Below are 14,776 nucleotides of genomic sequence, written 5' to 3' on the forward strand. Positions count from 1 at the left end.
GGCCTCTCCTGTGGGGGGTGGCGGCCCCGGTCGTCGTTCCGGTGCACACTGCTCCGACCAGCGGGATGTGAACAGCGGAAGGCCTCCGTGGCCGGATCGACACCCGCGCCCGGCTCGGCGGGATCAGCCGCGCGACCGCGCCCGGCGGGAGACCACCGCGCGTAGCACGCGCTGGCCCTCTGTCGACAGGTCCATGACGTGGCGCAGGGCCGCCGGGTCCTTGGTGTCGGCGAGGATTTCCAGGATGCGGATCTGGCGGCGCAGTTCGCCCGCGACCAGGGGGCCCACGCCGTCGACGGCCGGGTCCGTGCCCTCGCCGTCGGCGCCTGTGCCGTCCTCGCGGCAGCGGGCCAGGCGTTCCTCGGCGGCGGCGCTCACGTTCTCGCCCACCACGTCGAAGCGCTGGTGGATCTCCAGTGCGACCACGGAGCAGGTGTCGGCCCAGGCGCGCAGCGACTCGATCCCCCAGTCCGAGGGCGCGGAACCGAGCATGGTCCGTACGAGAACGGTGGCGACGTTCGGCGTGGCCCCGGCGTCGAGGGCCTGGTCCAGGACATCCCTGGTCTCGGCCAGCCGCGTGGACCAGTCCCCCTCGCCGCTCACGATGCCCGCCCACAGCGGTCGCAGGGTGTCGGGTTCCTCGGCGAGCAGGGGGAGACACCGGTCGAGACAGGCGAGCCCGCTCGCGGCCAGGCCGCGCTCATCGGCTTGTGCGATCAGCTTCACCAGGCTCATGTACGTCTCCCGTTGTGGACGCGGTACTGACCACTGCTGCCCAGTACAGTACTGCGCCGTACGGCTGAAATACGTCACCCCATCGCCTGGGGAGCTGGGTTGATATCGCGCTAAGTTCCGTTATGTCCACGCCTCTTGACGGGGCGTTCGGACGGAGGAACGATTCGGCGCCGTACGAATCCAGCCGGGCCCGGCCGCCGCCGGACCCGGCCGCTCCCTCAGCCCGTGCCCACCCGGCCCGCCAAGGCCTTGAAACCGGTCCAGCTCAGCTTCGGCCGCACCGGGTTCCACACCTTCTGCGCGACCGCGTTCAGCGGCAGCCTGATGCCCCGCGCCACCTGGTCCTGCGTCTGCGCGTTGGGGAAGTCGCCCCAGATCGCGAGCAGTCCGCCGAGGATCTGCTTCGAGAACCGCGCCGGCACCGCCGTCGTGCCCCGCAGGACGAACGGGGTCCACTCCTCGTAGATCCGCTGCCCCGTCGGGTAGATGAAGTTGTTCGGCTGGCCCAGCACGTAGTAGAGGTATTCGTCGTTGAAGTTGACGAGCTTGCGCCCGGCGTTCAGGTAGTCCAGCGGCGGGCGCGCCCCGGTCTCGCGGCCCGTCCAGTACTGGACCTCCAGATCCGGGTCCGCCTGGACGACTCCGCCGCTGAAGATGCCGTCGTTCCACACCCGCAGGGTGCGCTTGAAGGGGGCCATCACGGCGGCCCGGTCGTTGGTCCAGCCGGTGGTCAGGTCCTGGACGCGCGCCTTCGCGCCGAACCGCTTCCGGGCGGCGGCGGCCAGATTCGGGAACGACGCCTGGGGGTTCGAGACCATCAGCGCCGGGTATTCGTCGGCGCCGAGGTTCCAGATCTTCCCCTTGAAGAGCCCGGCGTACTCCCGCAGCAGGTCGTCGATGATCCGCGCGGACGCGGTCTGCGCGATGTCGATGGCCCCGCGCGGCGCCGAGCCGTTGACGTTGCGCAGCTGGAGCGAGGGATGCGGGGCGATCACCGCGCCGAGGTGGCCCGGGTTGTCGATCTCCGGGACGACGGTGATGTGCAGCCGGGCCGCGAGGTCGAGGATCCGCTGGACCTGGCCCTTGGTCAGGTGCTGCGCGGAGACGATCTCGGGGTGCGTGGTGGAGGCGATCCGGAAGCCCTGGTCGTCCGAGAAGTGCAGGCCCAGCTGGTTGAGCTTGAGGTCGGCCATCTCGCGCAGCCGGTCCTCGATCCAGTCCACGGTGTAGAACTTCCGCGCGATGTCGACGTTCAGCCCGCGCTGGGCGCGGTCGGGCCGGTCCCGTACGACCCCTTCCGGCATCGCGCCGCTCGCGCGGACCGACTGCTTGAGGGTGCGGGTGCCGTAGAAGACGCCGGCCTGGCCGGGGCCGGCGATCCGGACCTGGTTGTTCCGTACGGTCGCGGTGTACGACTCCGCCGCACCCTTGCCGGACACCGCGAGGACGACGTCGCCGGAGCGGGCGGCGACCGCGCCCCGGTAGCCGATCTTGAGTTCCTGGGCGATCAGGCGGCCCTCGTCGGCCAGTCCGGCGCTCGCGCGGCCGGTGGCGATGACCACCCCGCTCTTCGCGCCGGGCCGCCAGCCGGGGCCGCGGGCCGCTTCGTGCGTCCGTACGGAGGGGATGACGCGGGGCGCCGAGGAGAGCGCGAAGGTACGGGAGGGGCAGGGCGGGGGCGTGGAGCTGGCGGAGGTGCGTTCCACGGAGGAGGAAGAGGAGGCGGCGGACGGGGAGGGCGCCGACGCCGACGGCGTACGGGCCCCGGACGACGACCCGGAGCCCGAGCTTCCGGAACCGCAGCCCGCCACGGTGACGGCGGCGACCGAGACCGCCACGCCGGCGACAAGGGCGCTGCGCCTTTTCCTCCTGCGCGCTATCCGTATCATCCGAAAACCTCCCGCTTTGGCCGGATCTAAGCCGAAGGTCGCACGGCGGCGTCCATCACGCGCGTCGAAACTCTTCCTTCCGAGTGAAAATCGCGCATCCGTCCCACTCTTCGCACCGGCCGTCGATAGCGTGGGGGCACATCCCCACTTCTGCTTCACGCCCCTCCCGCACAACCACCGCGCCCTTTCGTACGTCTCTCTCTACGACCCGTTTCTCCAGAGCCGTCTCCCCAGCCGTCCCCCGAGCCGCCTCCCCCCACCCGCCCTTGCCTCTGCTCATACGTATGCCGTCAGGCCGCCCGCCTCCAGGCCGCGTTCGAGGAGCCCACGCTGTCCAGCGCATCCCACGCCGGCCCCCGCGACGACCTCCACCGGTTCAACGCCGCCCCGGCCGGTGACGCCGAAGCCGCCCTGCTCACCTGCTGCGGAAACCGCCGGTGGGCCCAGCGGCTCGCCGCCCACCGCCCCTACCCGGACCTCGACGCCCTGTTCGCGGCGGCCGACGAGGCCAGTTACGACCTCTCGCACGCCGACCTGACAGAGGCGCTCGCCGCCGAGTCGTCGCCCGGCCCGCTCCACAGCGCGCCCCCGGCCGCCCGCACCGCCCTGCGCGCCGCACACGCCGCGTACGAGAGCAGCTTCGGGCACGCGTTTGTCATCAGCCTCGACGGTTACGCCCCCGAGGAGCGGCTCGACCAGGTGCTGAGCGGGATCCGTACGCGCCTGTCCCACGACCCCGACCACGAACGGGCCGTGTCGGCCGATGAATTGCGCCGGCTCGTACGGTCCCGAATTGCCGCACTGATCGCCCGGCCCCGGGAATCCAGCGAGAATGTGCATACAGTATCCAATAAATCCGACTGCCCCGATAGCCCGTCCGTGGCGGTTTGAATGGGTGTTTGATCACACCTGCGGACCCCGGGCGAGGACAAGGAAAATACGTCGCTACGATGGCCGGGGCCGGTGGACCGTACCCGGCCGGGTACGACCGACACCACTGTGCTTGATTGAGTAGAAGATGGCGGCCGGCCCCGATCCTTGCTCCCGGAGGGTTTTTCCGTGCCGGCTGGAACGCTGTACCGCGGCCGGGAAGGAATGTGGTCCTGGGTGGCTCATCGAGTCACCGGCGTCCTCATCTTCTTCTTCCTGTTCGTACACGTGCTGGACACCTCGCTCGTCCGCGTCTCCCCGGAGGCGTACGACGACGTCGTGGCCACCTATAAGAACCCGGTCGTCGCGCTGCTCGAGTACGGCCTCGTGGCCGCCATTCTCTTCCACGCGCTCAACGGCCTGCGCGTCATCGCCGTGGACTTCTGGTCCAAGGGCCCCCGTTACCAGAAGCAGATGCTCTGGACCGCCGTCGGCATCTGGGTGGTCCTGATGGTGGGCGCCCTCTATCCCGTGCTCGGCCATGCCGTACGCGAAGTCTTCGGGAGTGCCACCCATGTCAGCTGACACCACCACCTCGATCAGTCCCGTCGAGGGCGCGAGCCTGTACGACGCCGACAACCCGGCGCCGCTCATCGAGGCCCCGCGCAAGCGCACCGGGAAGACCCCGAAGTCGACCCGCGGCAACTTCGAGATGGCCGCGTGGCTCTTCATGCGGCTGTCCGGCGTCGTGCTGGTCGTCCTGGTCATCGGCCACCTGATCATCCAGCTCGTCCTGGACGGCGGGGTGACCAAGATCGGCTTCGCGTTCGTCGCCGGCCGCTGGGCGTCCCCGTTCTGGCAGATCTGGGACCTGCTGATGCTGTGGCTGGCGATGCTGCACGGCGGGAACGGCCTGCGCACCGTCATCAACGACTACGCGGAGCGCACGACCACGCGCCTGTGGCTCAAGGGCCTCCTGTACACCGCGACGGTGTTCACCATCTTCCTCGGCTCGCTGGTGATCTTCACCTTCGACCCGAACATCCGTTAAACCGGGGCTGACGAGACTCTCATGAAGATCCATAAGTACGACACCGTCATCGTCGGCGCCGGTGGCGCCGGTATGCGCGCGGCCATCGAGTCGACCAAGCGCAGCCGTACCGCCGTGCTGACGAAGCTCTACCCCACCCGCTCCCACACGGGCGCGGCGCAGGGCGGCATGGCCGCCGCGCTCGCCAACGTGGAGGAGGACAACTGGGAGTGGCACACCTTCGACACGATCAAGGGCGGCGACTACCTGGTCGACCAGGACGCCGCCGAGATCCTGGCGAAGGAGGCCATCGACGCGGTCCTCGACCTGGAGAAGATGGGCCTGCCGTTCAACCGGACGCCCGACGGCACCATCGACCAGCGCCGGTTCGGCGGGCACTCCCGCAACCACGGCGAGGCGCCGGTGCGCCGGTCCTGTTACGCCGCGGACCGTACGGGCCACATGATCCTCCAGACCCTCTACCAGAACTGCGTCAAGGAGGGTGTGGAGTTCTTCAACGAGTTCTACGTCCTCGACCAGCTGATGGCCGAGATCGACGGCGTGAAGGTGTCCGCCGGGGTGGTCGCCTTCGAGCTGGCCACCGGCGAGATCCACATCTTCCAGGCCAAGTCGGTCATCTACGCGTCCGGCGGCACCGGCAAGTTCTTCAAGGTGACGTCCAACGCGCACACCCTGACCGGTGACGGCCAAGCCGCGTGCTACCGGCGCGGACTGCCCCTGGAGGACATGGAGTTCTTCCAGTTCCACCCGACGGGCATCTGGCGCATGGGGATCCTGCTCACGGAGGGCGCCCGCGGTGAGGGCGGCATCCTGCGCAACAAGGACGGCGAGCGCTTCATGGAGAAGTACGCGCCCGTCATGAAGGACCTCGCCTCGCGCGACGTGGTCTCGCGCTCCATCTACACGGAGATCCGCGAGGGGCGCGGCTGCGGGCCCGAGGGCGACCACGTCTACCTCGACCTCACGCACCTGCCGCCGGAGCAGCTGGACGCCAAGCTGCCCGACATCACCGAGTTCGCCCGTACGTACCTGGGCATCGAGCCGTACACGGACCCGATCCCGATCCAGCCGACCGCGCACTACGCCATGGGCGGCATCCCGACCAACGTCCAGGGCGAGGTGCTCGCCGACAACACGACGGTCGTTCCCGGCCTGTACGCGGCCGGCGAGGTCGCGTGTGTGTCGGTGCACGGCGCGAACCGCCTGGGCACCAACTCCCTGCTGGACATCAACGTGTTCGGCAAGCGGTCGGGCATCGCCGCCGCGGAGTACGCCGCGAAGCACGACTTCGTCGACCTGCCCGACAACCCGGCGGAGTTCGTCGCGAACCGGGTCGAGCACCTCCGTAACTCCACCGGCAAGGAGCGGGTCGCCGCGCTGCGCCTGGAGCTCCAGGAGACCATGGACGCGAACGTCATGGTGTTCCGTACGGAGCAGACGATCAAGACGGCGGTCGAGAAGATCGGCGAGCTGCGCGAGCGGTACCTGAACGTGTCCATCCAGGACAAGGGCAAGCGCTTCAACACGGACCTGCTGGAGGCCATCGAGCTGGGCAACCTGCTCGACCTGGCCGAGGTGATGGCGGTCTCCGCGCTCGCCCGCAAGGAGTCCCGCGGCGGTCACTACCGCGAGGACTACCCCAACCGCGACGACGTGAACTTCATGCGCCACACCATGGCGTACCGCGAGGTCGGCGACGACGGCAACGAGTCGATCCGTCTCGACTACAAGCCGGTCGTCCAGACCCGCTACCAGCCGATGGAGCGTAAGTACTGATGTCCACAGCCACCATGGACCGGGTCGAGGCGGCCTCCGCCGCCTCGCACCTCATCACGGTCACCTTCCGCATCCGCCGCTTCAACCCGGAGATCTCGGCCGAGGCGACCTGGCAGGACTTCCAGATCGACATCGACCCCAAGGAGCGGGTGCTCGACGGTCTCCACAAGATCAAGTGGGAACTGGACGGGTCGCTCACCTTCCGCCGCTCGTGCGCGCACGGCATCTGCGGCTCGGACGCGATGCGGATCAACGGCAAGAACCGGCTGGCGTGCAAGACGCTGATCAAGGACATCATCTCGCCCAACAAGGAGGGTGTGTCCAAGCCGATCACGGTCGAGGCCATAAAGGGCCTGACGGTCCTCAAGGACCTGATCGTGGACATGGACCCGTTCTTCCAGGCGTACCGCGACGTGATGCCGTTCCTGGTCACGACCGGCAACGAGCCGACGCGTGAGCGGTACCAGTCCGCGGAGGACCGCGAGCGCTTCGACGACACCACCAAGTGCATCCTGTGCGCGGCGTGCACGTCGTCGTGCCCGGTGTTCTGGAACGACGGCCAGTACTTCGGCCCGGCGGCCATCGTGAACGCCCACCGCTTCATCTTCGACTCGCGCGACGAGGCCGGCGAGCAGCGGCTGGAGATCCTCAACGACAAGGACGGCGTGTGGCGTTGCCGTACGACGTTCAACTGCACGGACGCGTGCCCGCGCGGGATCGAGGTCACGAAGGCGATCCAGGAGGTCAAGCGGGCGCTGATCACGCGCCGCTTCTGACGTCGTCACGACGGTCGTTGCGATACGGCTTCAAGAGGCCCGTTTCCGTACGTAGTCCGTACAGAAGCGGGCCTCTTCTGTGCCAGGATCAGAGCAGGATCAGAGACCGACCGACACGGCCGACGTCGAACTGGGCCAGGGGAAACGGGGAGCGAGATGACCGAGCCGAATCCGTACGCGGACGGGGAGTACAAGTGGGGCCCGGGCCAGCCGCCCGGCACACCGGAGTACGACTTCCCCCAGCCGACCCTCGCCGACGGCCAGATCCCGCCCCCGCCCGCCCCGGGCTACGGCTACCCCCAGGGCACTCCCCCGTACGGCTACCCTCACCCGGGTGCGGCCCTGGGCCCGTCCCCCACCCCGGCCCACGGCGGCACCCCGCTGGTGACGATCGGCGACATCACGGTCATCGGCGACTCGATCGTGACCCCGTCGGGAACGCTGCCGCTGCGCGGCGCGGTCTGGAACGCGACGGACCTGTCCCGCACAGAGGAGAAAATCCCGGCCCACGCCATCGTCTTGGCGATCGTTTTCTTCCTCCTCTGCCTGGTCGGCCTGCTCTTCCTCCTGATGAAGGAGCGCACGACGACGGGCTTCATCCAGGTGACGGTGACGAGCGGCGGAATCCACCACTCGACGATGATCCCGGCGAACAACCCCCACGCGTTCCAGGCGGTCATGGGCCAGATCGCGTACGCGCGCTCGATCAGCGCGATGTGACGAATCGCCGGTAGCGGTTCCCGTACCGGGCGCGGGCATCGGGCTCAGTCGAGGATGCCCGCGCGGTTGGCCGCCGTCAGCCAGGTGGGGAAGGTGCTGAGCAGGCGGTCGTACAGTTCCGCGTCCGAGGTGCGGGTGATGTCGTCCACCGTGAAGAACGCCGCGTTGTCGACCGGGCGGCCGGGGAGGGTGGTCAGGCGGGTCAGGACTCCGTAGTCGGAGTGGCCCAGGCCGACGAACTGCCAGAAGACCGGCTCCTCCACGGACGCGCGCAGTTCCGCCTCGATCTCGCGGTTGCGGTGGATGCCGCCGTCGGAGAAGAAGAGGACCAGGGTGGGGACCGGGGCCGGGTTCTCCCGTACGTACGCGCGTATCGCCGCGATCGCCTTGTGCTCCTCGTTCCGGATGCCGACGGCCCGCATGTCCGTCTGACCGGGCAGCAGCCCGCGACGCGGTCTCCTGGGGCGGCCGAAGAGGCGGAACTGGCCGACCCGTACGTGGAGTCGCAGCCACTCGGGCAGCCCGGCCAGGTCGACGTCCGGGAGCCTCGCCGGGTTCGACGCGAACGCCCAGGCCCGCATCCCGCCCTTCTCGTCCAGGCGCGCCGCGACGGCGGCCACGCGTTCCACCAGGTCGGCGACCGCGCCCCGGCTGTAGAGCCCGGCCATCGAGCCCGACGCGTCCAGGACGAGGACCACCCGCGCGCTCACGCCGGCCACGCCGTAGTGGTGGAGGGTCAGGTCGACCTGCGCCATGCGGAGGGAGAGGCGCTTGCGCAAGTGCCCGGAGTGCTGTTCCTCGTCCTCCACGTGCCCCTCCCGGTCGCGGGATACGGATGCCATCGCTCCAGTCTGCTCCTGTTGCCGCGCCGCCGTGACACCGATGTCAACACTCGCCGCGAACGGCTGGATCGGTTCGTCTTGAACATGTTCAAAATTGGGACTACAGTCCACGACAAGAGCTTTTGAACACGTTCAAGAGGAGGGTGGGGCATGGACCTCACTGTGGTCGCGTATGTGGTCTACCTGGCGATCAGCGGAGCGCTGACCGTCTGGGTCGCCTGGACACTGAGCCGGGCCGGAAAGGTGTTCCTCGCCGATGTGCTGCACGGCAACGAGAAGCTCGCCGAAGCCGTCAACCACCTTCTGGTGGTGGGCTTCTACCTGGTCAACCTCGGCTTCGTCGCGCTCTATCTCAAGGGAGGCGACAACATCGGCAACACACGTGAGCTGTTCGAGGCGCTGTCCGTGAAGGTCGGCGTCGTCCTGCTGGTGCTCGGCGGGATGCACCTCGCCAACGTCTACGTACTCAACCGGATCAGGCGGCGCGGCGTCATGGAACGTGACCAGATCCCGCCGGTGCCCCCGCAGGGCTGGACCGGCGCGCCGGTCGCCGGACCCGGCCCGTGGACCGCGCCGACACCCCCGCCGGCCGGGGCCTGACCGGCCATGGGCACCTCTCACGCACACACGGCCGTACGGGGGTTGACCGTGCTGTACGACGCGAACTGCCCGCTCTGTGTCCACCTGCGCCACTGGCTGCTGCGCCAGCGCGCACTCGTACCACTCGACCTGGTCCCCGCCGCCTCGCCCGAGGCGCGGCGGCGGTTCCCCGGTCTCGACCACGCCGGCACCCTGGACGAGATCACCGTGATCGGGGACGGCGGCCAGGTCTACCGGTCCACCGCCGCCTGGATCGTCTGCCTCTGGGCGCTGGCCGAACACCGCGCGAAGGCGCACTGGCTCGCCACCCCGTCCGGCGCTCCCTTCGCCCGGGTCACGGTCCTGGCGGCGGCGAAGTACCGGCGACTGACCGCCGCTCCCTGCGACGCCGCCTCGGGGTGCGAAGCGCCCCCCGCGTCGCACTAGGCTCGGTCACTGTGAAGGACGAGAAGAAGGACGAAAAGAAGGACGAGAAGGACGCCAAGGCGCCCAAGAGCGAGCAGACCCGCACGCTCATCCTCGAAACCGCGCTGCGCCTGTTCCAGGAGCGTGGGTACGACAAGACGACGATGCGGGCCATCGCGCAGGAGGCCGGGGTCTCCGTGGGCAACGCGTACTACTACTTCTCGTCCAAGGAACACCTCGTCCAGGGCTTCTACGACCGGATCGCCGCCGAACACCGCGCGGCGGTCCGGCCGGTGCTCGACACCGAGACCGACCTTCAGGTAAGGCTCACCGGGGTGCTGCTGGCGTGGCTCGACATCGCCGCCCCGTACCACGAGTTCGCGGCGCAGTTCTTCAAGAACGCCGCCGACCCCGAGAGTCCGCTCAGCCCTTTCTCCCCCGAGTCGGAGCCCGCCCGCGACGCCGCGATCTCCGTCCACCGCGAGGTCCTCGCCGGGTCCAAGGCGAAGGTCGCCGACGAACTGGTCGGCATACTCCCCGAGTTGATGTGGCTCTCCCAGATGGGACTGGTCCTGTACTGGGTGTTCGACCGCTCGGAGGGCAGCGAGCGCAGCCGCCGGCTGGCCGAGCGCGGTGCCCGGCTCACCACCCGGGGCGTCTCGCTCTCCCGCTTCCGGGTACTGCGGCCCCTGGTCCGTGAGGTGCACGAGCTGTTCACGGACTTCCTGCCGGGCATGGCGGAGGCGGCGTCCGCGCGGAAGCGGAGCTGACCGCCCAGCGGGGCTGACCGCCGAGCGGGGTCGTACGACAGCCTCCAAGCCGGTCAGGCCTGGCGCGAAGCCAGCTCCACGACCGTGATGTCCGACGGCGCCCCGACCCGGACCGGCGGTCCCCAGGCGCCCGCGCCCCGCGTCACGTACAACTGCGTGTCGCCGTACCGCTCCAGACCCGCCACGGTCGGATTGGCCAGCTCCGCGAGGTAGTTGCCCGGCCAGAGCTGGCCGCCGTGCGTGTGCCCGGAGAGCTGGAGATCGACCCCGTGCCGTACGGCGTCGTGGATCACGACCGGCTGATGCGCGAGGAGTACGGACGCCCTGGCCCGGTCGCGGTCGCCGAGGGCCTTCGCGAAGTCCGGGCCGTCGCCCTCGCTCTCGCCCGCGATGTCGTTGACCCCGGCGAGGTCGAAGCCCGCGATCTCCACACGCTCGTTCACCAGCGGCCGCAGCCCCAGCTCCCTGACGTGGTCCACCCACTCCCGCGCGCCGGAGAAGTACTCGTGGTTCCCGGTCACGAAGAACGCCCCGTGCGGCGCGTCCAGACCCGCGAGCGGCACGGCGGCCGGGCCGAGATCCTCGACGGTGCCGTCCACGAGGTCGCCCACGACGGCGATGAGGTCGGGGCGGGTGGAGTTGATGGTGTCGACGATGCGCTGGGTGTGGGCGCGGCCCAGGATCGGGCCGAGGTGGATGTCGCTGACGACGGCGATACGGTACCCGTGCGCGGCGCGCGGCAGCTTGGCGAGCGGGACGGTGATCCGCTTGACGCGGGGGCCGCGCAGGACGCCGTACGTGCCGTATCCGACGGTCCCGGCGGCCACGGTCGCGGCGGCCCCGGCGACGACGCGCGAGACGAACAGGCGGCGGGAGGGGACGGTGGCGGCGGGAGGGGCCTGGCCGGTGATGACGGCACCTGTCTGTGCACCGCCGGAACCAGCGGAACCGGCCGACGCCGTGACCGGCTGCTCCACCGGCTCCGTGGCCGTGGTCCGCGTCTGCGGCTGTACGTCACTCTCGGCGCGAGCGCCCGCCCGCGCGCCCCCCTCGGCGTCCACGGCTTGCGCGCGCCCGTCCACGTACCGCCGCAGGAGCGGCCGTACCGCCTCGCCCACCAGCAGTGCCAGCAGCAGGTACATCAGCACCGCGAGCCACAGATATCCCGGCCAGGCGACGAGCCGCTGGAGCCAGAACGGCGCCCCGACCCGGCCCACCGTCGCCGCGCCCACGGCCAGTACCGGCAGGACGAACGCGGCGACGGTCCCGACCCGGCGGGCCACGCCGCCCTCCCGCGCGGTGTCCCGCACGAGCCGCCGCCACACATACCAGTGCGCCGCCACCACCAGGGCGACGACCACCAGCACCACCAGAACGACCACGACGACCACGGACGGCCCCCACCTTCTGTTGTCCGCACTTCCTGCGTCCGCCCTCGGGGCGGCCGGGCCACGCGGCCCTGGGCGACAGTCTGCCGGGCGTGCGCGCGGGCGTGCGGGCCGGGGCCGGTCAGTGGAGAATGATCAACTGACGGGTCGACTGACGGGTCGAAGGATGCCTAGCACCCTGGTCAGCTGGGGATACGGGCCTCCGGCGCGGCCGTGGCCGTTTCCCGTCGTACGGCGCGCACGCCCCGGAACCCGATCGTCCCCACGGCCGTCCCCAGGAGAAAGGACGTAATCGCGAGCACCAGGTGCACCCAGAAGTAGGCGGTCGGGTCCCCCGCGTCGTCGAACGCCAGACCGCTGCCGTCCTGCCACAGATTTTTGACGAAAGTGATCCAGATGAACCAGCTCCACACCCCGAACGCGAGCAGGAACCAGGACACGCGGCGGCTGAGCTTCATGGATTCAGTATCGTCGCCGCTGTTCCGGGGACAGCGGCGGGGTACGGAGGGCGGCCCGCGCGGTACGGAGGCCCGGCTGCCGGGTACGGAGGGCCGGACGGCCGCGTGGTTCACCCCGTCGGTGGCGGATTCACGGGACACAGACACGCCCTGTACGTTCTCGGTCGTGCCCGCTCTGAAAAAGACCGCGTTGACGGTCTTCACCGCCACTTTGCTGCCCGTTCTGACCGTCGTGCCCGCGTCGGCGGACAGCGCGTCCAAGGGGCCGAGTGCCAGCAAGTCGCCCACGCCCCCGGCCGTGATGTCCACGGTCGGCGGGGCCAGGCTGGGCCAGGCGGGCACCCAGGTGGCTCTCGGGCCCGGCGCCCCCGTCCTGCCCAAGAAGCTCAGCGGCCGGTCGTGGATCGTCGCCGACGCCGAGACGGGCGCCGTCCTCGCCGCGCACAACGCGCACTGGCGGCTGCCGCCCGCCTCCACGCTCAAGATGCTCTTCGCGGACACGCTGCTGCCCCGGCTGCCCAAGGACCAGGAGCACAAGGTGGTGGCCGCCGACCTCGCCGGGATGGGCGACGGCAGCAGCCTGGTCGGCGTGAAGGAGAACCTGACCTACAGCGTCCACGACCTGTGGCTGGGCGTCTTCCTGCGCTCGGGCAACGACGCCGTGCACGTGCTGTCCGCCATGAACAACGGCGTGAAGAAGACCGTCCAGGACATGCAGCGGCACGCCGAGGAGCTCCAGGCGCTCGACACGACCGTCGTGACACCCGACGGGTACGACGAGAAGGGCCAGGTCTCCAGCGCGTACGACCTCACCCTGTTCGCCCGCTCCGGGCTCCAGAAGAAGGACTTCCGGGAGTACTGCGCCACCCAGTCGGCGAAGTTCCCCGGCGACCTCACGAAGGTCAAGAAGGGCAAGAAGCCGGAGAAGGACGCCAAGGGCCAGCCGAAGCGCGACACCTTCGAGATCCAGAACACCAACCGGCTGCTCACGGGCGCCAACGGAGTCTCCTCGTACAAGGGTCTCGCGGGGGTGAAGAACGGTTACACCTCGCACGCCGGCTCGACCTTCACCGGGGTGGCCGAGCGCAACGGCAAGGTGCTGCTGGTCACCGTCATGAACCCGTCCTCGGAGGAGAGCCAGGCCGTCTACCAGGAGTCCGCGCGCCTGCTGGACTGGGGCTTCGCGGCGAGCGGCAAGGTCACGCCGGTCGGGGAGCTGGTGCCGCCGAAGTCGGCGCGTACGACCGCCTCGCAGCCGAGCGGCAGCCCCACGCCGGCCCCGGGGGCCACGGACACTCCCGCGCCCGCGGCGGCCGTGAGCGCCTCGGAGGACGGGTCGGGCGGGATGGGCATCGCGCTGGCCGTGGTGGGCGGAGTGGTGGTGCTGCTGGCGGGCGCCGGGTACCTGGTCAACCGCCGCTGGCCGTCGATCCCCCGCCCTCCCCGTTCCTGAGGGGGCGGCCCTCCCCGTACTCGGCCCAGGCGGCCTCCGCCCTCTCCCTCCTCAGGTCCCGCTTGCTCCCCGTCGCCGTCCACGCCGCGCAGAACAGCAGCAGCTTCGCCGTGAAGTTGATCCACAGCAGCAGCGCGATCGGTACGCCGAACGCGCCGTACATCGTCTTCCCCGCCACCCCCGTCAGATAGCCGCCGAGCAGCAGCTTGAGCAGTTCGAAGCCGACGGCTCCGATCGCGGCGGCGACGAAGAGCCGGCGGCGGGGCGGGTTCACGTGCGGCAGCAGCGTCAGCACGTACAGGAGGATCAGGAAGTCGGCGACGGCGGCCGTCAGGACGGCAGCGGCCTGGAGCAGTATGCCGCCCGCCCCGTCCTGGGAGATGCCCAGGTGACGGGCCGTCCAGCCGATGGCGGTGGAGCCGAATCCCGAGGCGCCGAGCGAGACGAGCCCGACCGCGCTGAGGCCGATGAGGACCACGCCGTCCTTGGCCCTGACCACGAACGGGTTGCCCTGGTCGAGGTGGTCCTTCTCCCAGACGGCCCGCAGGCAGTCCCGCATGGCGGTGATCCAGCTGACGCCGGTGAACAGGAGCAGCAGACCGGCGACCACGCCGACCGTCCCCGCGTTGGCCACCAGGTTGTTGATGTCGAGCTGCTTGGAGATGCCGGGCACCTGGTCGGTGAGGCTGCGCTCGACGCGGTGGAGCTGGCTGTCGCTGAGCAGCGCGGCGCCGATCGCGGCGGCCACGGTGAGCAGCGGGAAGAGCGCCACGAAGCTGATGAACGTGATCGCCGCCGCCAGCCGTGTCCAGTGCACCCGTTCGAGCGTCTCGTACGAGCGCCAGGCGTGCGTACGCAGGAAACGGGCGACGAACGGGCCGATGACGGGGAGATTTTTCAGCCAGTCCATGGAGGAGATGTACCCCCGGATCGGGAAACCAGCGTCCGGGTCCCCCGGAAGCGCGGAGGGATCAGGGGTGATCTCGGTTCGCCGTCCTAAAACGCTCCCCCGACCACCCATTCATACGAGTTCCCTCAGGCAT

15 protein-coding genes and 1 pseudogene are annotated in these 14,776 nt (G+C 69.8%); 10 read left to right on the plus strand and 6 right to left on the minus strand.

Features of this window, described 5'->3' with window-relative positions:
- Positions 1-123 precede the first annotated feature (123 nt).
- Positions 124-735 carry a hypothetical protein gene (locus OG349_RS13550; RefSeq protein ID WP_327234859.1) on the minus strand — a complete coding sequence of 204 codons (612 nt, stop codon included), beginning with the start codon at positions 733-735 and terminating at the stop codon, positions 124-126.
- A gap of 218 nt (positions 736-953) precedes the next feature.
- The gene (locus OG349_RS13555; RefSeq protein ID WP_327234860.1) at positions 954-2,624 is read right to left on the minus strand and encodes a beta-N-acetylhexosaminidase; all 1,671 of its coding nucleotides are present in this window, start codon (positions 2,622-2,624) and stop codon (positions 954-956) included.
- Positions 2,625-2,954: 330 nt separating this feature from the next.
- On the opposite strand from OG349_RS13555, the gene OG349_RS13560 reads away from it, so the two are divergent.
- From OG349_RS13560 to OG349_RS13585, 6 genes are all read left to right on the plus strand, one after another.
- The gene (locus OG349_RS13560) at positions 2,955-3,515 is read left to right on the plus strand and encodes a 2-oxo-4-hydroxy-4-carboxy-5-ureidoimidazoline decarboxylase (RefSeq protein ID WP_327238566.1); all 561 of its coding nucleotides are present in this window, start codon (positions 2,955-2,957) and stop codon (positions 3,513-3,515) included.
- Between the two features lie 168 nt (positions 3,516-3,683).
- Positions 3,684-4,079, plus strand: a complete 396-nt coding sequence (gene sdhC, locus OG349_RS13565; RefSeq protein ID WP_161310142.1) for a succinate dehydrogenase, cytochrome b556 subunit — start codon at positions 3,684-3,686, stop codon at positions 4,077-4,079.
- Positions 4,069-4,545, plus strand: coding sequence for a succinate dehydrogenase hydrophobic membrane anchor subunit (locus OG349_RS13570; protein WP_327234861.1), 477 nt, complete (start codon positions 4,069-4,071; stop codon positions 4,543-4,545). Before sdhC ends, OG349_RS13570 begins: the two co-directional genes overlap by 11 nt.
- A 21-nt stretch (positions 4,546-4,566) precedes the next feature.
- Positions 4,567-6,321, plus strand: a complete 1,755-nt coding sequence (gene sdhA, locus OG349_RS13575) for a succinate dehydrogenase flavoprotein subunit (RefSeq protein WP_327234862.1) — start codon at positions 4,567-4,569, stop codon at positions 6,319-6,321.
- Positions 6,321-7,097: a succinate dehydrogenase iron-sulfur subunit gene (locus OG349_RS13580; protein ID WP_327234863.1), complete on the plus strand. Its 777-nt coding sequence runs from the start codon at positions 6,321-6,323 to the stop codon at positions 7,095-7,097. The genes sdhA and OG349_RS13580 overlap by 1 nt, the downstream gene beginning before the upstream one ends.
- A gap of 156 nt (positions 7,098-7,253) precedes the next feature.
- A complete protein-coding gene (locus tag OG349_RS13585; RefSeq protein ID WP_327234864.1) occupies positions 7,254-7,817 on the plus strand; it encodes a hypothetical protein in 564 nt (187 codons plus the stop codon).
- 44 nt (positions 7,818-7,861) lie between these two features.
- Here OG349_RS13585 and OG349_RS13590 read toward each other — a convergent pair.
- Positions 7,862-8,596 (minus strand): annotated as a pseudogene (locus tag OG349_RS13590) (vWA domain-containing protein); the annotation flags it as partial.
- Between the two features lie 213 nt (positions 8,597-8,809).
- Between OG349_RS13590 and OG349_RS13595 the strand changes: the two are divergent.
- The 3 genes from OG349_RS13595 to OG349_RS13605 are packed head-to-tail and all read left to right on the plus strand — an operon-like array spanning position 8,810 to position 10,434.
- On the plus strand, positions 8,810-9,259 hold the full coding sequence (locus OG349_RS13595) for a hypothetical protein (RefSeq protein WP_327234865.1): 450 nt from the start codon (positions 8,810-8,812) through the stop codon (positions 9,257-9,259).
- Between the two features lie 6 nt (positions 9,260-9,265).
- A complete protein-coding gene (locus tag OG349_RS13600; RefSeq protein ID WP_327234866.1) occupies positions 9,266-9,685 on the plus strand; it encodes a thiol-disulfide oxidoreductase DCC family protein in 420 nt (139 codons plus the stop codon).
- Between the two features lie 11 nt (positions 9,686-9,696).
- On the plus strand, positions 9,697-10,434 hold the full coding sequence (locus OG349_RS13605; RefSeq protein WP_327234867.1) for a TetR/AcrR family transcriptional regulator: 738 nt from the start codon (positions 9,697-9,699) through the stop codon (positions 10,432-10,434).
- A 53-nt stretch (positions 10,435-10,487) separates the two neighbouring features.
- On the opposite strand, the gene OG349_RS13610 is transcribed toward OG349_RS13605, so the two are convergent.
- The gene (locus OG349_RS13610) at positions 10,488-11,825 is read right to left on the minus strand and encodes a metallophosphoesterase (RefSeq protein WP_327234868.1); all 1,338 of its coding nucleotides are present in this window, start codon (positions 11,823-11,825) and stop codon (positions 10,488-10,490) included.
- Between the two features lie 179 nt (positions 11,826-12,004).
- Positions 12,005-12,280, minus strand: coding sequence for an SCO4848 family membrane protein (locus tag OG349_RS13615; protein ID WP_161310156.1), 276 nt, complete (start codon positions 12,278-12,280; stop codon positions 12,005-12,007).
- 166 nt (positions 12,281-12,446) lie between these two features.
- Between OG349_RS13615 and OG349_RS13620 the strand changes: the two genes are divergently transcribed.
- A complete protein-coding gene (locus tag OG349_RS13620; RefSeq protein WP_327238567.1) occupies positions 12,447-13,733 on the plus strand; it encodes a D-alanyl-D-alanine carboxypeptidase family protein in 1,287 nt (428 codons plus the stop codon).
- On the opposite strand, the gene OG349_RS13625 is transcribed toward OG349_RS13620, so the two are convergent.
- Complete coding sequence (locus tag OG349_RS13625) at positions 13,690-14,643, minus strand: YihY/virulence factor BrkB family protein (protein ID WP_327234869.1); 954 nt, start codon at positions 14,641-14,643, stop codon at positions 13,690-13,692. The genes OG349_RS13620 and OG349_RS13625 overlap by 44 nt on opposite strands.
- Between the last annotated feature and the right edge of the window lie 133 nt (positions 14,644-14,776).

The organism is Streptomyces sp. NBC_01317, assembly GCF_035961655.1.
In the GTDB taxonomy this organism is placed as follows: Bacteria; Actinomycetota; Actinomycetes; order Streptomycetales; family Streptomycetaceae; genus Streptomyces.